Origin of the sequence: Lentilactobacillus raoultii, from assembly GCF_900411375.1 — a bacterium.
Classification (GTDB): Bacteria; Bacillota; Bacilli; order Lactobacillales; family Lactobacillaceae; genus Lentilactobacillus; species Lentilactobacillus raoultii.
Genome location: NZ_LS422988.1, coordinates 25,662 through 49,589 on the forward strand (window position 1 = coordinate 25,662; position 23,928 = coordinate 49,589).

A 23,928-nucleotide genomic window follows, 5' to 3' on the forward strand; every position below is an offset into this window, starting at 1 on the left:
AACATTGGTGAAATATTTTAGGCTAAAAAATATTTTTCTCTATTTTTTCTTCGTTTTACGTATAAACGAATGAGATTAATTAGCACAATTACTTATTATTAATATTCATAATTTCTTCATATTTTGTACACAATTTAAAAAGTGAAATGGTTACCGTCACAGACAGGATTTGAAGAGATTGCTATCTTTATAAGCTCATTAAAGTATGAAGATTTGAATTTTTTGTGAATTTTCAGAAATTTTTTGAAAGCTTAATTTTTACTTTCTACTTTTGTTACAATGTTGTTTCAACGTAACCTTTTTGTAATATTAACTAAAAAACGAAAACTTTTCGTAATTTCACTAAAAGCTCGATAGCGTATACTTTTAATTATTCTTTGTGGATACACAAGAAAAATTGGAGGAATATATTTTGACAAATAACTTGAAAAAGTCATTATTTGTTGGATTGGCTGCCTTAGGGTTTGTCGCAGTTGCAGGTTCTGCAACGACTCAAGCAAGTGCTAAGACTTATGCTAAGATTACATCTAACAAAGCATTGACTTCTGAAGCTACATCTCGCAACGTAAATTGGACCGGTTCAGCTGCTTTATACACTAAAGCAGGTACTTTAAAGGGTGCCCGCGTCGTTGCCGGCAAGTCAACTTTAAACAATGCCGCTTCTTCAAAGGATAGCAAGAGCAACGTTCGCGCATACCGGGTTGCCACTACTAACCGTGGTTCCGTATACTACAAGGTTGTTTCATTTGACGGCCAGTACCGTGGCTGGATCTATGGTGGTAAATCAGCATCTAAATTTGGTGGTGGCTTAACATCATACGCAACCACTAAAGATGCAACATTAGACAGTTCAGCTGCTAATGCTACTTATACATTTGCACAACCAGGCTCAGATGCCGCAAACTTAGCATATGAAGCGCCGGCATGGACTCAATATAAGGTTGGCCGTGCCAAAGTTAATGGTAAAACCTTAACGACTACTGCACCATATTCAGGTGCTCAATTCAAAGTTACCAAAGCAGTTACTAATGCTCGCGACGGTCAGACTTGGTATCAAATTTCAGCTGCACCTGCCAGCTCAGCAAGTGCTTCAAGTGCTACAGCAAGTGCCGCTTCATCAGCAAGCACTTCCAGCGCCAGCTCATCAGCTTCATCATCCGCAAGTTCATCAGCTTCAGCAACTGCTGATCAGTTGAACGGCAAGTGGGTTGAAGCTTCTGCTGTTAAGGCTACATCAGCTTCATCATCTGCTTCTTCAGCATCATTTGATGCCAACAAGAGCGTTAAGGTTCAATACCGTGATGTGAAGACTGGTAAGACGTTGGACAAGACAAACACTTGGACAACTGCTTCATCCAACACTAAGAAGGATCAAAACCTTTACAATAGTGGTGCCAGCTTCAAGGACAACTCAGGCCGTGACTTAGGTGCCTACATTGTTAATGAAGGAGCTCCTTCGGGCTATGCTTTCACTACAAATGATAATAAAGATCCTGAAAGCAACGGTACCAGCACTAATTTGACAATCAGCCCAGCCTTGTCAAGTGCAACCTTTGGTGCAACTGTGACAGTTGATGTTCAACCAACTGCAGCAGCAACCAAGGTTTCATTTAACTATGTAAATGGTAACAATGGTTTGACCACTTTGAAGTCATCCGACTTTGCACTTGGGTTCCCAGGCTTAACTGACAATCAGCAAAAAGCCGCTTTACCAAATGGTGGCGCTACTGATGGTTCATTTAAGGTAAATGATTTCTTTGGTGACAATGGTAAGTTTGAAAAAGCTTTGAATGATTCAAATACCAAAGTGACCCTTGATTCCAAGAACTTATACACTGATACTTCTTCGAACAAGCAAGTTAGCGGTATGGGTTCAACAACCGGTTTCTTCGGTACCAGCGTTCCTGGATCAGATAACTGGCGTTACTTCTACGCATACGATGCTCAAGGAACTGATAGCAACAACGCTGCCAGCTTAAGCAACGGTTCAACTGTGAAGGTTGTTCTGCACCGTTACGTAACTCAAATTTCAGTTAACAGCAAAGACACATCAGTTAATGCAAACGCAAATTACGTTGCTAAGTAATTAGGGCTTGCCATGTTTAACGATGACTCGTTGAAACTGTAACTTCTTCACTTTTAAATAATAGGGGGCTCGGGGAATCTTTCTCCGGACCCTCTTGTACATAAGGCATCTTGACGAAGATGACCTTATTAATCATTGATAATCAATATATTGACTATCTTGATTCTCCAAAATTGATTTGGATGACCGGATGCTCTGATTCAAGCTCTTAGTATCCGTCACTTAACTGTTAGGGATGATTCAAGCTCATTCTTAATAGCTCACTAGGTAAAATAAAGCGAAACTATCGGCTCACTCCAAGGTCGATGGTTTCGCTTTTTTAAATTACTTGAAGAGGCATCTATTAAGTGATTTTGCTTACCACTCAATTATCTTCACACTTTCTTCACAATTAAGAATCCTCAAAATCTTCTTATCTGACAAGTATTTTCGCTGCTAAGCCAACACTTTATCCTTGATTATTTCGCTAAAATATGAAAAAAGTGTGAATTTTCAGATTTTTTAGAAGTTCCTTTCCCAGATTGTTAGAATGTTATCATTTGGAAAGATAGTTGTAAAAGTAGACCATTTTTGTGGTCAATTAGTAATGCCATAAACTAGTTTTTGAGGCTATACTATCTGTATTCTTTGTGGAAACACAATAGAAAATGGAGGAATGCTTTTATGACAACTAATTTTAAGAAGTCTTTGTTTGTCGGCTTGGCAGCTTTGAGCTTTGTTGCCGCTGCAGGTGCAGCCAACACTCAGGCAAGTGCAAAATCTTATGCCAAAGTCACTTCGAATAAGACTCTAACTTCAGACGCGACAACGCGTAATGTGACATTTAATGGTTCCAACGCACTTTATACCAAAGCTGGTACTTTAAAGGGCGCCAAGGTCGTTGCAACTACGACGACTTTAAAGAATTTGGCCTCATCCGATAGTTCCGAACAGAACGTTCGGGCTTACCGGGTTGCGACAACTAATCGTGGTTCGGTTTACTACAAAGTTGTTACCTTTGATGGGAAGTATCGTGGTTGGATTTACGGTGGTAAGTCGACTTCTTCATTCGGTGGCGGGATCGATTCATACGCTACGACTAAAGATGCAACATTAAGCAGTTCTGCTTCAAGCGCAACTTACACTTTTGCCAACCCAGGTTCCAGTTCAGCAGATTTAGCTTATAATGCCCCTGCATGGACCCAATACAAAGTCGGTCGAGCAACGGTTAATGGTAGTGTTGTGACAACGACGGCGCCATACTCTGGTGCTAAATTCACCATTACCAAAGCAGTTACCCGTTCTCGTGAAGGCGATACTTGGTATCAAATCTCGGCTGCGCCAGCTAGCTCAGCAAGTACTTCCAGCTCAACTTCAAGCGCATCATCTTCGGCTAGTGCTTCATCAGTTGCTCAATCCACTGCAGCTCAGTTAAATGGTAAGTGGGTTCAGGCTTCTGCATTGAAAGCTACTTCTGCCTCTTCATCTGCTTCATTTGATGCTGACACCAGTGTTAAGGTTCAATATCGGAATGCTTCAACCGGAAATACTTTAAGTACCACTAGGACCTGGACCACTTCTTCATCCAACTCATCAAAAGGTGAAAATGTCTACAATAGTGGATCAAGCTTTAAGGACAGTACCGGTCGTGACTTAGGTGCTTACATTGTCAACGCTGGCGCACCTTCGGGTTATGCCTTTAAGACAACAGATGATAAGAGTGCTTCCAGCGATGGGACCACCACTAACTTGAGCATCAGTCCAACGTTGTCAAACGCAACCTTTGGGGCAACTGTAACCGTTGATGTTGTGCCGGTTGCTTCCACCACGAAAGTTTCCTATAACTATGTCAATAGCAATGGGGGCTTGACAACCTTATCATCCAGTGACTTTGCGCTTGGGTACCCGGGATTGACTGATACACAACAATCAAACGATTTGCCTTCAGGTGGGTCAACTGACGGGTCCTTTAAAGTGAGCGATTATTTTGCTTCCAATGGTAAATTTGAAACTGCTCTTGATAATTCCAATACTAAAGTGACGCTTGATAACAAGAACTTGTACACTGATACCTCTTCAGGCAACAAAGTTTCACTGCTTGGCCAGTCAACCGGCTTCTTCGGCAGCAATGTCCCCGGATCTGACAATTGGCGCTATTTCTATGTCTACGATGCTTCTGGTACCGCAGATAACAACGCTTCTTCATTGACAAACGGCTCAACAGTTAAAGTAGTGCTTCACCGTTACGTTACCCAAATTTCTGTTAACAGTAAGGATACCTCTATCAACGCTAATACAGATTACGTTGCTAAATAACGACGAAAATTAAGATTAGGAGTCGTGAAGGCCACTGATCTTAGGGGGGATCGAAAGTCAGTTTCGGCTCTCCCCTACATACATAAAGCATGTCTTACCTGCATGCTTTATTAAAAAATAGATATACATTCCTTCAATTAATATATCTACTTTCATATAAATTGACTTGTCCGCGGAAAGTTGTTCAAGCCGGCTGTCCGCGTGCTGACCAGGGTTCCTTCAAGCTTGCCCGGGTTTGGTTCACCAGGTAAATGGAACGTCTCGAGATTAACTCGGGACGTTTTTTTAATATGAGTAAAAATGACTACCAATCACATGGTAAACTATTATATAATTACTACGTGATTATCAATGATTCTATGAGGAGGAAACGGGTATGAACAAGAGGTTACATAAATCGCTATTTATTGGTGTGGCAGCTTTGGGGCTATTTGTGGCTGCCGGTTTTTCAAATGTGCAGACTGTTAGTGCTAAAAGCAAAGCAGCAAAGGTGACACGAGACTACGCCGCAAGTGCAAAGGGATCGGATCGAAATGTTGTCCCAACCGGGCAGTACGCAATTTATACTAAGCCTGGAACGGTGAAAGGTGCCCGCTTAGTAGCCAGCAAGACAACTTTGAGTGATTTGGCCAATTCTGAGAACTCGAAGGATTATTTCCGGGCCTATCGAATTGCGAAAACCAACCGTGGTTCTTATTATGCAAAAGTTGTTTCATTTGACTATCAGCACCGTGGCTGGATCTATGTTGGTAAAAGTAATCCTGACAGCGATTGGGCATCAGTGGGCTATGGTTTGAAACATGCTGAAACGACAAAGCAAACACCATTGCCGGACACTAGGACGGTTCAGTTGACCAATCCGGGTGTTGTTAACGGCCTTTGGAATGCACCTTACCGCTCACAGTATCGGGCTAAGAAGTTGATTGAAGATACGACACCATATGGCGGTCAAAACTTTACAGTGACTGGCTCCGTTGAGATGACGCGTGAAGGGACACCATACTACTATATTGTGAATGACAATGATCCACAGGTTAAGGGCTGGATTTATGCTGGTGCTGTGATTGAACAGGTACCGACACCGACTGTAGACAATGATAAAGTTGTTTATGCCAAGATTATTGACGCTGACTCTGGACTGGTAGTGGCTGACCAAAAATTAACCAATACCCGAACGGACTTAACCAGCGCACCAGCTTTTGTCGCAACTGAGCTTGGAAATGGATCGAGTGATGAAGCAAAACTGGGCGCTTATGCACCGGGCTATATTTACGATACCTTAAGCGCTGCTGACAAGAGTGCCAATTACAGTGCGATTGCAGGTGCAACTTACGGTTCAACAGTAACGGTTAAAGCGCGTTTGGCTTCAAACAGTGTACCTTTTGATACGCTAAAAGATGCCAACTTGACGACTAACTAATTTTTTAACTGATTTCTGACTTTTTAAAGTTAAAGTGCTCCGATCATTGATTGGGGTGCTTTTTTATGACTTCTTTTTAGTAATTCGTGGCAAAACTACTCGGCTAGCTTAAGTACTATTCAACAGCTCGGTGAATTGCCTGTCAGTGAATAAAATCACTCACGATCAATGATCGATTTGTTTGAATGACTTGAAATTGTGAAGAATCTGTGAAATTATAATGAATGTGATATGCTATGAATTAATTTTGACTAAATTGTGAATATAAATTGACTTTTTCCTTAAAAAACAATTAAATTCGTAAAACTTAAGTCAACAAAATTTGTTACTTTTGACTGATTGGAAAGCTTGCTGTTAGCAAGCAATCAAGCCGGTTTGATAGCCTTTAGGGCTTAATTTTTTTGATTGGTATGGCCGACTTTGAACACTAAAAGTCTGATTAGGATTGTGAATTAGCAGTTCTTTTTGTTTACAACTTATAGCCATGATGTTATTATAATGTCTGAAGGGGCGAGAGTTTACATATCGCGTCTAATATCTTTATCACTAGAGAGGGGAAATTCGAATTATGAAAACTAATATCAAGCGATCATTATTCGTCGGCTTGGCTGCATTAAGCTTTGTAGCTGTTGCTGGTGCATCATCTAATGCATCTGCTGCTAAGAAGAGTTACAAGATCGACTTCAACCAAGCTGCAAGTAGCTCAACTGCTACTAGCCGTAATTACGTTCCTACTGGAACAAATGCATTATATACTAAAGCTGGCGTATTAAAGAGTGCTCGTCAGGTTGCTTCAACTGCAACTTTACAATCACTTGCCAACTCAAAGAAGGGTAATGACTACTTACGTGGTTACCGTGTTGCTAAGTTAAGCAACGGTTCATACTACATGAAGGTTGTTACTTTTGATAAAGCTTACCGTGGTTGGATCTATGTTGGTAAGACTGATCCTCGTAGCAATTACCAAAGTGTTGCCGGTGGCTTGAAGTACACTGATACAACGACCGATGTAACTTCACAATTGACTGACGCACAAAAGAAAGCTACTTATCAATTGAGCAATCCAGGAACTGCCTTTGAATCACAAACATTTAAGGAACCTGCTTATACTCAATATAAGATTGGCCGTAACACAACTGACACTACCAACTACAAGAACGATACCTTTACAGTTACAAAGGCTGTAAAGCGTAACCGTGAAGGTGATGTTTGGTATTACGTAAATGATGCTAAGAACCCATCAATCAATGGTTATGTTCTTTCAACATCACTTAAGCAAGCTGCTGGTTCAAGCTCATCATCATCTGCAACTTCAACGGCTTCACAAGGCTACAGTCAAACAACTGTTGACAGTACCTACAATGTTGAAGGCTACAGCATGGCAACTGGTGGTAAGCAGACATCATCAGTTCGTTGGACAATTCCTTTGATGAATGCCAACGTTAACTGGAACAATGCCGTTAACAACTTTAACCGTGATGCCAGCGTTAAGGGTAACAAGAACGATGTCATCCCTTCAGCTACTTTGAAAGCAGCTTTGAAGAAGAACGGATTTGACACTGTTTACATGAAGATTACACCAACTATTTTGCCTCGTATTTCCGGTGGGATTCTTGACAACTTGGATTCATTTACTGGACTTTACATGAAGTTCAATTTGGATCAAGATGCATTGCCACAAAATCCACACTACGGTGATACGTTACGATTGGCTTACACGGTTGATGATTCAGCTCTTTATCGTAAGGGCATTACCAACAGCAAGTACGAATCAAACCTTAACTCAGATGGTTATGTCGGCATGACGATTTACCGTCAATGGATTAAGACGATTCTTGACTTGATCGTTGTCAACCCATTACTCTAATTTAACGATTAGATAAAAATAAAAAGTACACCGTTTTGGTGTGCTTTTTTTATGCAAAAAATTGTCAATGAAATTCACTAATAACTTAATTGTTACGCAATTTATACAAAAAATGATACATAATCTTAACCTTTACTGTGTGAAATTAATTGGTTAATGGGTTATAATGATTGTGTAGTTAACGAAATAAAGAAATGATTTGTTAGCTGGCTGATATATCAATACTGGAGGGGATTTTATGAAAAATAAGCTGGTTAAGGCGACGATGCTTAGCATAGCCGCTTTGGGACTGGGTGTGACTGCTTTTGCAACGACACCTTCAAATGCGTCTGCTAAAAGCTACGCAAAAGTAAAGTCCAATAAGGCTTTTACAACTAATTATACTGAACGCAATTATTTACCAACCGGTTCAGCAGCACTTTATTCAAAGGCGGGAACACTTAGAGGCGCTCGAAAAGTGGCCAGTGTCACAACGCTTCAATCAATGGCCAATCGAGCCGATAAAGGCCAAAGCTACTTTAGAGCCTATCGCATTGCCAGAACTAACCGTGGTTCTTACTACTTAAAGGTTGTTTCGTTTGATAAGAGTTACCGAGGTTGGATTTATGCCGGTAAGTCAAATCCAGCCAATCGAACATCGGTTGGCGGTATGAAGAAGGTTTCAACGTTCAACCAGGGCAACTTGACGACTGATATTTCTAATACCACTTACTACTTTGGTGGCTCGACGACAACATACAAACAACCCGATTGGACCCAGTACAAGATTGGTCGAAACATGAATTCACTTTCTGGTGATTACTCGAAAGATCCATTGCGAGTAACTGGTGTGGGGACCAAGACCAATGGGCGTGATAATAATGCTACTTATTATTTCGTTGAAGACAGTGCTCATCCAACGGTTAATGGTTGGATTAAAGCATCTGATCTGAAATCAGGAACCGGGGCTGGTTCATCATCATCAAATCAGATTGGTAACAATCAAGTGCTGGTAAACTACGTTGATTCTTCAACTGGAAAGACGGTTTCCAGCAAGTTGCTGACCAATAATAATGCTTCCACTCAATCGGCTGCTAATTACTTAGGAACCAATTTATCTGGTCAAGCTTACTCAAACATTCCAAGTGGTTATTCGGCTCCAGGTGATAGTACCCAATATGGAACGGCTAATACGAGTGCATTAGCAGCGGCTTCATATGGGAACTCGGTAAATTACTACGTGGTCGCAACTTCGACAGATAACTTGTTCAGTACGGCACCTAAATACACTAGCAAGGCCAATAACCGAACATACAGTGGCCTTCCAGGTGATCCAGTCGGCAAGAATGCCTTCACTTCACCAAAGGGTGTGCAATTCAGTTCACTGCTTTCTAGTTTAGCTAAGAGTAGCTATACCAGTGGCAACAATGGCCAGAAGTCAGTATTTACGTCAAATGACGTTTACAATGCGCTTCAAAGTGCCGGGATGGATAAAATTTACTATCTTGCATATTGTGATCCGATGAGTAACCTCTTTGATGGTAATAAGCAAGCTATTTTGACTGCCTCCAGTACCGGAACCCCGAGTGTTAGTGGGTTGTTTGGGACTAGTTCGAGCTCAAGTTCAAGTGATACAACGAATCAGATTTCTGCAATTCTTCAGGCTTCGGGTGCTGATCCACTTGGGTCACTTTTAAGCGGGCTTGGTAACATCGTCTCAAGTGGTCTTGATGGCATTGCCAACACGTTGTTTGGTGGTCGAATCTGCTACCGAATCGTTGAATTGAAGACTGATCAGTCAGCTATCCAATCAGCTAATGGTGATAGCATCAAGATGGGAACTCAAGTCACAATTCCTTACACTGCAACTGCTTCTAAGGTTGTAACACAAGATACAGTTAAGGGTTATCATAATGATTTGCAGGCAGGTTTTGGGGATGCTAAGGCTGATCCTGATCAAAGTTACGCCTTCAATGACAAGACCTTCTCAAGCAGTACCAGTGCTTTAAGTGGTTTACTGACACAAAACACCAGCAGTAATGCTAATAGTAATACTAATACAAGTTCCAGCGCTCTATCAGAAACCTCTACTGGTACCTCGTCAAGTGACAATGGGATCTCAAACTTAAGTGACCTTATTGGAGCACTGTTTGGTTAATCGATAGGTATTGGTTGCTTAAAACTTAAGACCAAGAATCAGTAAATAAGAAAAAGTGTCATTGGAAAATTATTTTGGTTTTCCAATGACACTTTTTTTGGCTATCATTTTAATTTATGCAAGTGGCCTTGCTCATAATTACGAGTCATCTGTTCCACTAGCTTTTTCATTCCGGCAATGTCTAAGATACTATCCGCAAATTCCTTACGAACCAGTTCATCCGGTAAGTATTCATCATACTTATCAAAGGTTGGCACTTCATTTGGAAATAACAAGTCAAGCGGAGAAAAATCCTTACCAGCTTCTTCCAGAATAATCTGAAAGAATTCAGCTTCATTACAATCCATCGCAAATTCCATAAAATATGGTCGTGATGAATTAAATCCACGTAAATTAAGCCGATCAGCACACTTGATTCGCAACAGTCGTTCTAATGCTAAAAATTGATAGCTACCGGTCCACGGGAAGAATGCCCACAGCTTACCGCCAAGATTAATTAACTGATTGTGAGGAAGTCCGGCCATATTAGCCGCGTCTCTCATTTGGGTCACCCGGGCGCGAGCATTCCCTTGTAGGTAGCTATACATTTGGGTCTCACTAAGGACTTTTCTCATTCGTTGGAGAATTTTGGGATGAATATCGCCGGCAACATCCCCGAAATAGGCCGGAATATGTCCCTTTACCTCATGACAGTAAACCTGATGTCTTTGCCGGTCCACGTCTTCGACGACCCAGACTCGGCCGGCAATGGCTATTTTATCACCAACCGGGGGCGGCATTACAATTGTCCCCAATTCTTCTGATTTGGAATGGACACTAAATTCTTCATTATCTTGAAAGACAGCATAGAACTTATAGTTGTTAACAACCCGTTCTCCGGCGATGCCAACAATCAGGCCCCCAGCTGGAGTTCGTTCAATTTGGTTTGTCTTCAAAAGATGTCGCAACAAGGTTCGGTAATCATCTTGACTGATATTATGAAAATAGGCCAATTGTAACACTCGTGATGCTAACTCTGCCGGGGTCATTTCACCACTTGAGGCGAGAGTGCTCATGGTTTGATGATATAACAAACTGTACGGCAATCGATTGGTCCGGGGCGGCTCAACCCATCTTTCTTCGAGATATAATTGGACCAACGCGATACCTTGTAGTAGGGGCCACGGAATTAGATCGGGAAGCATTGCCCGAGATTCGGGGTGTTCTTCGCGCATCACAAAGTGCATTTCCGGCGGGTTTCCCCGTCGTCCGGTTCGACCCATTCGTTGCAAGAATCCCGAAACGGTGAAGGGGGCATCAAGCTGAAAGGCACTTTCCAACTTACCAATATCAATTCCTAATTCAAGGGTCGCCGTCGCACAAGTTGTCATGTTCGCGTCTTCATCCTTCATGGCATCTTCCGCCGTTTGCCGCAAAGCTGGTGACAGGTTTCCATGATGAATTAAAAACCGATCGGGCTCATGATTATATTCCGCGTATGAACGTAATTCCTGACAAACCGCTTCACATTCCTCACGACTATTAGTGAAAACAAGGCATTTTTTGCCGCGGGTGTGTTCAAAAATATATCCAATTCCCGGGTCAGCCAATTCGGGTGCTTGATCCGTCTTTTGGCCGACTAATTGAGCTGGATCAAAGTTGTCAGCCGAGGCTTGAGGATCAGTTTTATAAAAATGCTCCATCGAAAGACGCCAGATTTGGCCGGTGCTGTTTACCTTTGGTGCTGCTGTTTGGTACTCACTGCCCGCACCCAAAAACTTACTGGCCGACTGGACGTTGCCGATGGTTGCTGACAGCCCAATTCTTCGTGGTTTAACATTAGCCAGTTTTGAAAGCCGTTCAATTAAACAAAATGTTTGGCCCCCTCGATCACTCCTTAAAAAAGAATGGAGCTCGTCAATGACAATGTAACGCAAACCATGAAAGAGACGTGGAACATCCATGTGCTTGTTGATCATGAACGATTCCAATGATTCCGGGGTGATCTGTAAGACCCCAGACGGGTGTTTTAACAACCGCCGTTTACTTGATTGGGAAACATCACCATGCCAACGCCAAACGTTAATGCCGGTATCCTGGCAAAGATCAGTAAGCCGGTCGTACTGATCATTAATCAATGCCTTTAATGGGGCAATATACAAACACTGGATTGAATCTGAAGGTCGCTCACTCAAATCAGTTAGAATTGGGAAAAAGGCCGCTTCGGTTTTTCCCGAAGCAGTGGATGCCGATAGGAGAACATTGTGATCGGTATTAAAGATTTCCTCGGCGGCTGCCACCTGAATGGCGCGTAAATTTTGCCAACCGCGGTTGTAAATATAATCTTGGATAAACGGTGCATATCTTGAAAATACATCCATAGCGCACCTCCTTAACTAAATGGTGAACTCCGTGTAGTCTTGATCCTTTTTATCAGAAACCGCCTCAGACTTGTGATAGTCGAAATCACTTGAGGATAATAATTTTTCGACCGTGGTATCGGGATTTTGCCAAACAATGTCTAGAAGCTCAATGAAATCTCGAATGACTTCTCGGGGCGTGATGTTTGTGTCGGCACCAATTCGGGCGTATTCAATTTTGATGAATTTAACTAAATCCGCCTCAGTAATGGTGCGTTGGTAACCGTACAGTCCAGCATGCATATTGGCCAATTTTTCGACTAGAACCAGCATTTCTTCAGCGGTCAACGGCTCAAGCTTAATAACCGGTGCGTACATGTCACGGGCACCAGCCGTCGCAAACTTTCCCTGGGTTAATCGTGAATGGAGAGCCTCATAGCTATAGACACCCCGGCGACGGTCTTCAACGGCTTGTGGAGTCCCGCCCATAAGAATCCCCAGATACTTTGCTTTGCCTTGAAGTGTGTCATTGTACATTGTTAAAATTTTTTCGTAATTATACTGACGGCTGATGCTGTTCGGGATCTTGTAAATATTCACCAACTCGTCAATCATAATGATAAGGCCGGCATACCCAGCCTGCCTAAAGAATGAGGCAAATAACTTTAGATATTCATACCAGTCATCATCAGAAATGATGACGCTAACACCCAGCTCCTGCTTGGCTTCGGTTTTATGTGTGTATTCGCCCCGGAACCACTTAATGACCTTTGCCTTTGTGGCGTCATTGCCATCAAGATAAGCGTGATAGTACATATTTAACAGCTTAGCGAAATCAAAACCGTGAACCAGTTCGCTCAACGATGAAATGACTGCGTAAATTTTCTTATCGACGGCCTCAGCAAACTGAGGATCATCGACTGCCAAGCCACTGTCACTGGCAACATTGCTCTGGACGGAGCTAATCCAGCGGTCGAGCACTAAGGTAAGTGCACCGCCTTCTGGTCGGGTCTTGGTTGCCAGATTTTGAATGAGTTCCCGGTAGAGGGCAAGCCCCTGACCTTTGGTTCCTTGAAGTCGCCGTTCTGGTGATAAATCTCCGTCAACGACGACAAAGTTTTTGTCCATGACGTAGTTGCGCATGGTTTGCAGCAGGAAACTTTTTCCTGAACCGTACCGGCCCACAATAAAGTGAAAGGAAGCCCCGCCTTCAGCAACAACGTCGACATCGTGAAGCAGTGCTTCAATCTCTGCCTTACGACCAACCGTCACGTACGGTAAGCCAATTCTTGGGACTACCCCACCCTTGAGGGAATTTAAGACTGTTTGCGCAATCCGCTTTGGGACGCGTCTCTTCTTTATATCTGTCATCAGATAGCCACTCCTTTACGATAAAAATAGTTGTTCCAAATCCTGACGATAATCTTCGACGACAACTGGCTGATTATCAGCATTGAATTCAATGACTGTATCGCCAATTTCATCCAACAGCTTTTCATTAATTTGATCGACTAAAATAGAAACCATTAAGTGATGATCCTTTAGGTATTGCTGCCAGGGGCGATTTTTCAATAACGCAACAATCAGCATGGTTTCATCAGTATTTAATAAAGACTGGTTGTCGGGAGTTGCCGGCTCCTGAGAAGGTTGTGGAACCGTTTTTTTCTTTGGTTCAGCCGGTGCTTCTTTTTCTTCTTCGGTTAACAAGCTTTCTCGGGTCAGTGACGCATCCGTTCGAATTTTGTCAAGACTATCCAGATTAAGCGTTACCCGCGGGCGTCGTTTTTCCTCTTGAATTTGTTGATACGCCATAATCCCATCCATAATTGCTTGTTGCAAAAGTGAACTCAATTGCCGGGGCTTAAGTGGGTGGCCAAAGTGAAATGCCTTTCTTGCCAAGCGATCTACCTCATGTAGCAGCGTGTTGAGCTTTTTGCCCTGGTGATCGACTGGATAATAAACTTTAGAACTGCATGTCCGCTCGCCTAAATGATAAATGTGGTCAGCGTCAATTTGATACGTTTTGAGCCGTGGTGGCTTTTGAAAATAAAATACGGCACTTCTAAAATACGTATGGGATGTCGATACCAACGTGGCAATGGCTTGGCTGAAGTAATCAAATTGATTTGTTTGCCGTAAATTGAGAATTTGTTGCCAAACGACTTTCAACAGCTCGGCGAATTGCTTCGGTGACTTTTTGAACAATAGGCAGGACTTAAGGTAGGTTGAATGGCTTTTAAAGACGGCTAATAGTTGCTCGGACGAATAATCGGCTGGATGCAATAAAATATGATAATCTTGGTCGGCAGCCAGCGTTTTTGCGAAAATAGTCCGGGCCTTTTGCCGATCAAGCCCATAATACAACACATAATCATATAGCCATAGATCAAGTAGTTCGCGCATTCGTGAATGATAACTGGGAGCGCACTGATCACGAAATTTGATGAGTTTTGCGTAGCCTTCCTCAGGTGAGGCCACCCCAATATTATTTAAGAGCTCGTAAATGTAAAGGTAGGCGTATGAGGTGCTGGTAACCTGGAAATGTTCCTGTCGTAACCGAGTTCGCCAAGTAAAATATGTGCGTAACTGATGAATCGTCAGTTCATGATAGACAGGAAAGTACCGTTTCAACTCATAGATGGCATCGTAATGGTCTTCGTAATCTGCCATCATTTGACCCTGATGGTAAAAATTATAAGCAACAATCTCAGATGACGGGACTGTATAATCATATGATTGAATCATCTTTTGGATCGCTGCTGGGACATCGCTTTTTTCTTGTTTTTGAGCAGGCTGAGGGCGAACTGGTAATTGAATCTGTTGGGCACGGTACTGCGGATTGGCCTTCTCATCAGGAGGTAAGTAAACTGCCTGTTCCTGAGATGTGTGGTTTGAATTTTTTGGAAAATGTTTAAGTGAATAGTTCAATACTTTTTGTAACATGATTTCATTAATCGACTTCACGGAGACGCCAATCCACTTTCGGTTCCTTATGAATTTAGGAACTGAAAATTGAGGCAAGTGCTGAACGATGACTCCCAGGTTGCCGCAATAGACATCGATGTTTGTCGGATCATCCTGACTTGCAATCACAAAAGGACGGTTTGAAACTGGATGGATAAGGACTTTAATATGTTGAGGTGATTCAGCAGCTAAAACAAACTTTAATCCATAATAGTTAGTGACCAAATCATTAATTTCTTGCCAGTTCAACTCTGTACCCCCATTTCATTGCAAACATCTTCACGTCTAAATTCTATCCTATAACGTAATCCAATAGTTAAGAAAAAACAAATTTCCATTAAAATTTATGAACTGGTTATACTTGTTACAGACTCAAGATCATTGATTTATATGGCACATAACGCTTTTGCAACCTAAAATTATTGTAAACTTTTACTATCCATCCGATCATCACTTTAATCGTTTGAAATAGGCTCCTATCTCGAGAAGTTTAACGGAGACAGGGGCCTATTTAAATATGTCGTTATATATTAACTGCTTATTTATTAATTAGTTTGGATAATTTTATTTAACAGTTGTGTGGGTGGTTGATGCCTTTTTAGTAGAACTGGCAGTAGCTGTTGTCTTTTTAGTTGCCGTCTGACTCGTCTTTTTAGTGGTCTTAATTCGATCTTTAGGATAGTTATTAATCATGAATTGAGCGATTTCACGGCCCATTAACTGATAGGTCTTAGCCGATGGATGAAGTCGTTCATCGAACAAGCGATACGTGTGATTACTGTCAGTGATTAACTGCTTGGTATCTTTTCGCCAATCAAGATAGGGGATGTCGAACTGTTGATAAACCTCAGCTTCTGCATCTCTTAATTCATTCATAGTGAAGTTGCCTTTACCGATGACATCATCGGAGTTGGTATTACCATCATATCGGGTAATTGGTAAAATTCCGTAAATAATCAACTTTTTATTCTCAGATTTCATCTTTTGAATATTTTGTTTTAAAGTATCTTGGATATCGGCAAGTGAGTTGGAAACATGACCGTAATCATTTGTACCATAGGCGATGGTGGCGACATCATAGTTTTTAAAATTATGTGCATTGACCGTTGGCGTCAGATCACCATCGGTTTCCTGTTCACCACCGTCACATAGAAACGCACCGTTATAGCCGGCGTTCAGCACAGAGGTGTTTAAGTATCGGCTGAGCCACGTTGGGTAACCCATGTTGTCCAACGTTTCGTAACCATCATAACCCTTGGTGATCGAATCACCCATACTAATGATTTTTTGGCCCTTAAAGTAATCACTATTCTTCATGGCAATATTAAAAGTCCCTTCTGAAATTGGTTCAAGATTTCCCTGCCAAATCCAGCCGGTTTGGGCACCTGAACCACTCTTTACATAGTACCAAACCGAATTGCCGCCACCCTGTGCAGAACGGTCAATGACTGCCTTTTTCTCTGTATACCAGGTGACTTTTGAAAAATCTTTAGCGGAACCGGCTTGTTTATTTAACTTGGAAGAGGTATAAACATAACCTTTCTCAATATGATAAGGTAGTTCCTCGTCAACGGTTGTACTGCTGACGATGGAAGCCGCTGGGATCGTCTTCTTGATAGAAGAACTGGATGCTTTAGTACTGGATGATGATTGTCTGCTTGTTGCAGTTGTCGTAGTCTTTGAAGGAACCGTTGCTTTGCTGGCCGCCCGTGTTGTAATAGTCATGGACATCCCCAGTAATACCGCCATTGCAACGGTCATGTATTTTGTTTTTATCATTTCGATAATCTCCTCAAAATATTGTTAACGCCCCTTAGAATACCACGATAATGTTACGAAGACTTTACGGGTGGGTGAAAACCTTATTAACTGGGCATTGGTCCTTAATGCAACAATATAACAACTTGAAAAAAGATCACAAATAATTTATTATGGAACATGTATAGTGCGACTCTTTTAAGGTCGGGGGGGATTTAACATGAACAAAAAGTTCAAATTCAGGTGGTCGATAGCGGCATCATCGATAATGCTGGCTTTGTTCAGTTTTGGTGTTGGGGGCGACGTTAAAGCTGATAATACCACTGTACCTGCCAAAACGCAGGTAACTGCTGTCAACCCTTCTTCTACGAATAACAGCGAGCAGAGTTCATTACATAACGGGGACAATAGTCAATGGGCACTGCAAAGTTCGTCACAATCCGCTGGGAGTTTAGGAAAAGACAGTTCGACAGAGAATTCATCTACTACATCGGCATCGGCTTCTTCAGATACCGCCAGTTCAAGTAGTTCGACTAGTAACGGGGACACGACGACTACTTATGGCAATGCAGATGATAATAATCTTGATGGTGCCAATAGTAGTTCGGCGTCGTCAGCTTCAAGCAGTTCTTCATCTTCCGAACCCATGATGGGACTGGGTGATAAGGGTTCAGCAGCGGCGGGGACCGGTGCTGATAAAGTCATTAAAAAAATTATTGATAAGGTTGTCCCTGGTGGTGGTTTGGATAACACCAAGCCAGATGTCCCACCAGTGGATAGTTCTACGGGTAACGATCAGCAGTCAGCCAATCAAACAACTAATCAAGCCACTGGTTCTGGAAAAGCAGCAGCGACTGGCAATTCAAATCAAGTCAGTCAACAGACTCCTCAAATCGAATCAGGAGTTGATGCAGGTGGCTCAAGTGCGGTTGCTCAATCAACTCGGCGAACAGCCATTGAAAAGTCAAATGCAGCGAATGCTTTGACCCATAATTCTTTCGCTAATCGGGTTTCAAAAAGTGATCATGTGGGCACCCAAAAAAGCAATGCCAAGTTGGTCAGCTTCGATACCTTTAGTAATCTTTTCTACAAGCAGGCGCTCAATCAAAAGAAAAATCCGGGCAAGTTTACAACGTCAAAAGGTAAAAAGGTCACCATCACAACACCGGTTTCAAATGTTAAATACACGAATCACGATGTTAATGGGGTGATTGAAACGTTGCCGGTAATCATTACATTATCGATTATTGGCATTGTTGCCGTTTCGTTTATTGTTTTTGATCCGTTGAGATTTATTTTTAAATGAGCCTTATAATACAGACTTCAGGAAATACCCTTAAAACGGGGATACTTGAGGTCTGTTTTTTGTTTCAAAGAAAATGGGTTGGCGATGGTACTCAGGTTATGGCAGTTAGGCATGCTAAAGAAGGCTGGTGCGTCGCGGCTCAATGAGTTTCAAAAAATAATTCAAAAAGTTGAGACGCAACCCTTGCAAACGCTTCCAGATATGTTATTATATAGTCAAGGAAGGGAAGAGAAGTTCGAAGCACCAAGGGTTGAAGACCTACTTTGAATGTTCTTCCACCAACAGTAAAACGTTGGCAGTATGATGGTTCAAATATTTGTAATTTGAAGTAATGGTAATGAATCCAAGCAAGTATCTGTTTTGATGTTGTGATTAAGATAGTTATGAACAAGGATGACAAATTAATTTCAGGTGATTAAGTGTTTGAATATAAAATGATCCAATCACATCGAATGGATTTAGAGACCTACTATTAATACTCATTGGAGTTATCGAATAGGTTGATGTACAGGGGTCGCTTGTAGTAGATCGATGAATCCGATAAGTAATCAAATTGATGGGATATCAAGTTGATGGATAGGTGACAGATTCACAGATCAGATAATCAAGAATTAGATCTTTACAGCAGTAAGACTTTAGTACCAGAGATTTAAGTTCCAAAGTTTCACGTAACATTAAATTGATCGTGCGGCAAATTTATCAAAAGTTAAATTAAATGAGTTGATTAAAGTTTGCGACAGTCAGATCAATTAGATGAGTTTAATTGAGGCGATAAGACATTAGATTTAAACAAAAGTGGGTATTAACCCTTAATGATCAGATCCCTTCCGAAAAATAGGCACTCAGGTTGAAACGCATAGCAAACCTGAGGCCTATTTTTGTGTCTAAAATTAGTGGTTGGTAAGTGGTAAAAAAATCCTACGGGAATCGACTTTACAAAGTTGTGTTATTAAACCGTTTTTGCTATAATGTAAGCGCCAACAAGATAGTAAAAGGTCTTACTAAAAAACAAATGACTCATTTAATTTACAGACCTTTGGATATTCGGTATTCTAGTCAATGGAATTACTTTTATCCGTTAATTTTGTGCAAAAAAGGAGAAGCCGTCATGGATTTTCAAAGAGTGATCATTATTGATATCGCGTCGCTTGGCATTGGCGAGGCCAGTGACGCTAATCGATATCATTCAGTGGGTGCCGATACGTTGGGACACATTGCCCAACGGACAAGTGGTCTAACTTTACCCACACTGACAAAGTTAGGATTGGGTAATAGTCGCTCTGACAATCCAATTGAAGGACTTCCTGCCGTTAAACAACCATTGGGGAACTACGGCAAGATTCATCTTGAAGGCTTGGGGAACCAGCCTCAGAGTGGGATTCGTGAAATGCTCGATTATCAGGATGGAATTCGGGTGACCAGTGTGATTGATCCGGTTGTCAAATATAGTGATGATTATGCACGGTCAGTGATGATTACTAATTATCAAAGTTACATCTCTAATCAGAGCTTGGCCGATATTGTTGCCGTGAATAAGGATTCGCTTGCGTTTCAAACATTGCATCACGAAATCGTCTCACCCGTTAATGGTTTAGTTTATATGATTGTTCAAGGGTTACCGCGAGCAGCGGAAAACGGTGACTTAAAGAAGTATCTTGAAATTCTGAAAGAAACGGATCAACACATTGCTCAAGTGATCAATGAATTGCATCGAACGGATCTGTTGATCATTACTTCAAGCTTTGCCAATGATATGACAGTTGCGGTGTCGCCGACCCGTGAATATTTACCCTTGATCGTCTATTCACCAGATTACGAGTCGGGCCACTCAATCGGTATTCGTCATTCATTAGCTGATATCGGTGCGACAATTGCTGAGGCCTTTTCATTAAACTATTCTAAGGAATCCGTTGGCCACAGCTTCTTAAGCGAGGTATCACTTTAAAACGGGGTTTAACTATTAAAACCAAATCTAATAATAAGGGGGATCGTCACGTCAAGGTAGTTTCTTGAGAGTGTTTTTTGCAATTATGCTTGTTTCGGTATCTAAAAACAGAAAAGAGGATTTCCGCATATGTATTTATTAATCAATATACTCGGGGTCATTGTTTACCTTGGGATTGCGCTCTTATTTTCCAAAAATCGCAAAGCCATCAACTGGCGTTCGGTGATTGTCGTCCTGGTGCTCAACCTGTTAATTGCCTTTATTTTGACTGAATTCAAATGGGGCCGGGATGCTGTTAAAGCTGCGGCTGACGGTTTTAACTGGTTAGTCCAGGTTGCCTATCAGGGGATTAATTTTGCTCTGCCTAACTGGGTTACCCCGCAATTTGGCGGAACAGCCAAATCGATGAACTTTGTGACCAGTGCACTGTTGCCAATTCTGATGATTGTGCCATTGTTCGATACGTTAACTTATATTGGTGTTTTACCTTGGATTATTAAGTGGGTTGGCCGCGGCCTGTCATTTATTACCGGGGCACCGAAGTTTGAATCATTCTTTGCCGTTGAAATGATGTTTCTTGGTAACACTGAAGCACTGGCTGTTTCATCGTTGCAGTTAAAACAAATGTCAGCTAAACGGAACCTGACTTTGGCCTTGATGTCAATGTCCTGTGTAACGGCGTCAATTATTGGTGCTTATACCCAAATGGTTCCAGGGCAATACGTCTTGACCGCAATTCCGCTAAACGTGCTGAATGCGTTGGTTATTACCAGCATTTTAAATCCGGTCACTGTGACACCGGAAGAAGATACGATTGCCAAAATGGGTGGCAGCGGGGCTGACAGTGCGGTTGCCATTGAAGAAGGTGAAGTTGGTGAAAATGGTAAGAAAGAACCCTACTTCTCATTTCTTGGTGATTCCATCCTAGGTGCCGGCCGCTTGATTTTAATCATTGCCGCTAACGTTATCGCCTTTGTTGCCTTAGCTGCATTGATTGACAAAATTTTGGCACTGTTTAACCCGTGGTTGTCTTTGGAACACATTCTCGGTATTATTATGTTCCCATTTGCTTGGCTGATGGGGCTGGATGTTAGTCATGCCTTCCAATTTGCCCAATTTATGGGTATGAAGTTGGTAACCAACGAATTCGTTGTGATGGGTAAGATTGCCGGAACAATTCATAATCTGTCGATCTTCCCGGCCCACTATCAGGCCCAACTCACCGTCTTCATTACGTCATTTGCCAACTTCTCGACAACTGGGATGATCATCGGTGCCTTCAAAGGATTGGTTGATAAAAAGAAAAATGATTTGATTAGTAAAAATGTTGGCATTATGTTACTATCCGGTATTTTAGTATCACTAATGTCTGCCGGAATTGTTGGTCTTTTTGTATGGTAAAATTACAAATTCGAAAGTTAGGTTTTATTTTTGGATAAGTTACAAAGAGAAGAGGCCGTAGCTAATAAACTGCGGCTCAGTGAAGCGTTTCGGGATAAACAGCTCATTAAGCGTGAAATTATTGCCGGAATTACCGGATTCTTTGCAATTTCATATATCATTATTGTAAATCCAATGATTTTAAAAGATGCGGGGATTCCGACCGGCCTGAGTGTCTTCGCAACCATCATCGCCTCATTAATTGGTTGCTTAATCATGGGCTTCTGGGCGAATGCACCGGTCATTTTAACACCTGGAATGGGGGTTAATGCTTTCTTCACGTATACCGTTGTTGTGGCAATGGGGTTGTCATGGCAGGAGGCCTTAGCCATCTCCATAGTTGCCAGCGCAATTTACGTGGTGATTGCCTTTACCCGGTTAAGCCAAATTCTGGCTGACGGGATTCCGGATGCCTTAAAAGCAGGGATTACTGCCGGAATCGGCTTGTTTTTGGTCGAGATTGGTCTGGAAAAAGCTCAGTTGATTCAGGCCGGCAAGAGCTCAATTTTAGCTCTTGGTGACTTAACACAACCGGCTACGCTATTAGCGATGTTTGGATTGCTGCTGACACTGTTTCTCTACGTTCGAAATGTAACTGGTGGTTTCTTTATCGGGATTTTTGTCACATCCCTATTGGGGATCTTGTTTGGCATTAAAGATCAAACGTCGCCATCGGTTAGTCTTGGTGATATTGGCCATTATTCAAAGATTTTATTCAAGGGTAATTTCAATCACCTCGTGAGCATCACGTTTGTGTTAGCCGTCTTTTCGATGACCATGATCCTGGTGTTTGAATCGATGGGGCTATTGGAAGGCATCATGCCCAATCCCAAAAAGTTCAAACGGGCCTTTCAAGCAAGTTCAGTTACCAGCCTGCTGTCAGGTGCTTTAGGAACCAGTCCGACAGTTGCGGCCGCAGAAAGTGCTTCGGCAATTGAAAGCGGTGGCCGAACGGGGATTACCGCAATTGTTGCCGGCCTGATGTTTGGCCTCTCCATGTTTTTTATCCCATTGCTGTCGTTTGTTCCACAAGCCGCAATTGCCCCCGTGATTATTATTACAGGGGCGCTGATGATGAATCAGCTGAGTCGAATTAATATGTTTGATTTTTCAGATTGGTTTCCGGCCTTTTTGATTGTGGTGCTAATCCCATTTACTACCAGCATTTCAACCGGATTGGCGTTTGGATTCGTTGCTTATCCAATTTTAAAGATTGCGGCGGGCCGAGCGCGGGAGCTCACCACCGCGACGTATATTTTAGGTGGCTTGTTCCTATGCGACTTGATTCTTTCAGCATTACTGTAGGTGATAACTAGTTGATCCGGCAGTTCTTCCAACCAAATAGCCAAACTGGTTGGCAATGCCGGGTGGCATCTAAAGGAGAAACTTAAAAATGACAATTAAGATTGTAATGGATACTGATCCGGGAATCGATGATGCAGCGGCGTTAACTATGGCATTAAATGATCCCCAAATTGAGGTTAAATTGATTACCAGTGTTGCTGGCAACGTTACGGTTGATAAGACGACCCGAAATGCACAAAAAATCGTGCGGTTCTTTAATAAAGATGTGCCGGTTGCCGCTGGTGCCAAACAACCATTAATTAAAGAATTTGAAGATGCAGCTCGAATCCATGGTGAATCGGGAATGCCAGGATATGATTTCCCTGAGGATCTGTCAAAACCACTGGATAAAAGTGCGGTCGAAGCGTTACGTGACACGATTATGAGTAGTGACGAGAAAATCACATTGGTGCCAACCGGATCGTATACCAATATTGCCCTATTGTTTAGTGAATATCCGGAAGTTAAGGCGCATATCAAAAGAATTGTTGCCATGGGTGGTTCGCTTGGAATGGGGAACATGACCAGTGCGGCGGAATTTAATGTCTTTACTGATCCGGATGCTGCCAAGATTATGTATCATGCCGGGATTCCGATTACGATGGTTGGCCTTGATATTACGATGAAAGCCCTATTGACACCAACTTCACTTCAAAAGCTTGAAACTATGAACAAAACTGGTAAGATGCTGCATGATATCATGATTCATGATGGTGATAATAGTGCACAGGGCATCGCGATGCACGATGTTAACACAATCTTTTATCTGTTGCATCCTGAAGCGATCAAAACTCAGCCAATATGGATTGATATCGTGACAGATGGCCCGGCAATTGGTGAAACGGTTGGCGACATTCGTGGAGCCTACCATCATGGTCAAACTAACGCGGATGTCTGTGTCGATATTGATGCGGAAGCCTTTAATCAGTGGTTCTTAAAGGAAGTTGCCGCAATTAAGGAACCTTAATTTAGTATGATTTGCCATAAAACGTCCCCTGATCTGCTTCAAGATCGGTGGGCGTTTATT

Annotated in this window: 14 protein-coding genes; 10 read left to right on the top strand and 4 right to left on the bottom strand. The window is 42.1% G+C overall.

Annotated features, from left to right (window positions below; translation table 11 throughout):
- The first annotated feature begins 412 nt into the window (after positions 1-412).
- The 5 genes from ED605_RS08130 to ED605_RS08150 all read left to right on the top strand — a co-directional run bounded on the left by ED605_RS08130 (position 413) and on the right by ED605_RS08150 (position 9,805).
- Positions 413-2,086, top strand: a complete 1,674-nt coding sequence (locus ED605_RS08130; protein ID WP_121978410.1) for a hypothetical protein — start codon at positions 413-415, stop codon at positions 2,084-2,086.
- 663 nt (positions 2,087-2,749) lie between these two features.
- Positions 2,750-4,381 (top strand): hypothetical protein, encoded by a 1,632-nt coding sequence (locus ED605_RS08135; RefSeq protein WP_121978411.1) that lies wholly within the window; start codon positions 2,750-2,752, stop codon positions 4,379-4,381.
- A 376-nt stretch (positions 4,382-4,757) separates the two neighbouring features.
- Entirely contained in the window at positions 4,758-5,801 is a 1,044-nt protein-coding gene (locus ED605_RS08140; protein ID WP_121978412.1) for a GW dipeptide domain-containing protein, read from the top strand.
- Between the two features lie 568 nt (positions 5,802-6,369).
- Complete coding sequence (locus ED605_RS08145) at positions 6,370-7,668, top strand: S-layer protein (protein ID WP_121978413.1); 1,299 nt, start codon at positions 6,370-6,372, stop codon at positions 7,666-7,668.
- A gap of 238 nt (positions 7,669-7,906) precedes the next feature.
- Entirely contained in the window at positions 7,907-9,805 is a 1,899-nt protein-coding gene (locus tag ED605_RS08150) for a hypothetical protein (RefSeq protein WP_121978414.1), read from the top strand.
- 104 nt (positions 9,806-9,909) lie between these two features.
- On the opposite strand, the gene ED605_RS08155 is transcribed toward ED605_RS08150, so the two are convergent.
- The 4 genes from ED605_RS08155 to ED605_RS08170 form a co-directional block, all read right to left on the bottom strand.
- Positions 9,910-12,165, bottom strand: coding sequence for a DEAD/DEAH box helicase (locus ED605_RS08155; protein ID WP_121978415.1), 2,256 nt, complete (start codon positions 12,163-12,165; stop codon positions 9,910-9,912).
- 15 nt (positions 12,166-12,180) lie between these two features.
- Positions 12,181-13,515 (bottom strand): ATP-binding protein, encoded by a 1,335-nt coding sequence (locus ED605_RS08160; RefSeq protein WP_121978416.1) that lies wholly within the window; start codon positions 13,513-13,515, stop codon positions 12,181-12,183.
- A gap of 15 nt (positions 13,516-13,530) precedes the next feature.
- Positions 13,531-15,357 carry a TerB N-terminal domain-containing protein gene (locus ED605_RS08165; RefSeq protein WP_121978417.1) on the bottom strand — a complete coding sequence of 609 codons (1,827 nt, stop codon included), beginning with the start codon at positions 15,355-15,357 and terminating at the stop codon, positions 13,531-13,533.
- 315 nt (positions 15,358-15,672) lie between these two features.
- Complete coding sequence (locus tag ED605_RS08170) at positions 15,673-16,887, bottom strand: SGNH/GDSL hydrolase family protein (protein WP_121978418.1); 1,215 nt, start codon at positions 16,885-16,887, stop codon at positions 15,673-15,675.
- 199 nt (positions 16,888-17,086) lie between these two features.
- Between ED605_RS08170 and ED605_RS08175 the strand changes: the two genes are divergently transcribed.
- The 5 genes from ED605_RS08175 (at position 17,087) to rihC (ending at position 23,868) form a co-directional block, all read left to right on the top strand.
- Positions 17,087-18,172: a hypothetical protein gene (locus tag ED605_RS08175; protein ID WP_121978419.1), complete on the top strand. Its 1,086-nt coding sequence runs from the start codon at positions 17,087-17,089 to the stop codon at positions 18,170-18,172.
- Positions 18,173-19,280: 1,108 nt separating this feature from the next.
- Positions 19,281-20,117: an alkaline phosphatase family protein gene (locus ED605_RS08185; protein ID WP_121978421.1), complete on the top strand. Its 837-nt coding sequence runs from the start codon at positions 19,281-19,283 to the stop codon at positions 20,115-20,117.
- A 129-nt stretch (positions 20,118-20,246) separates the two neighbouring features.
- Positions 20,247-21,518 carry a NupC/NupG family nucleoside CNT transporter gene (locus ED605_RS08190; protein ID WP_121978422.1) on the top strand — a complete coding sequence of 424 codons (1,272 nt, stop codon included), beginning with the start codon at positions 20,247-20,249 and terminating at the stop codon, positions 21,516-21,518.
- Between the two features lie 30 nt (positions 21,519-21,548).
- Positions 21,549-22,862, top strand: a complete 1,314-nt coding sequence (locus tag ED605_RS08195; RefSeq protein WP_121978423.1) for an NCS2 family permease — start codon at positions 21,549-21,551, stop codon at positions 22,860-22,862.
- Between the two features lie 88 nt (positions 22,863-22,950).
- Complete coding sequence (rihC, locus tag ED605_RS08200) at positions 22,951-23,868, top strand: ribonucleoside hydrolase RihC (RefSeq protein WP_121978424.1); 918 nt, start codon at positions 22,951-22,953, stop codon at positions 23,866-23,868.
- The last annotated feature ends 60 nt before the right edge of the window (positions 23,869-23,928 follow it).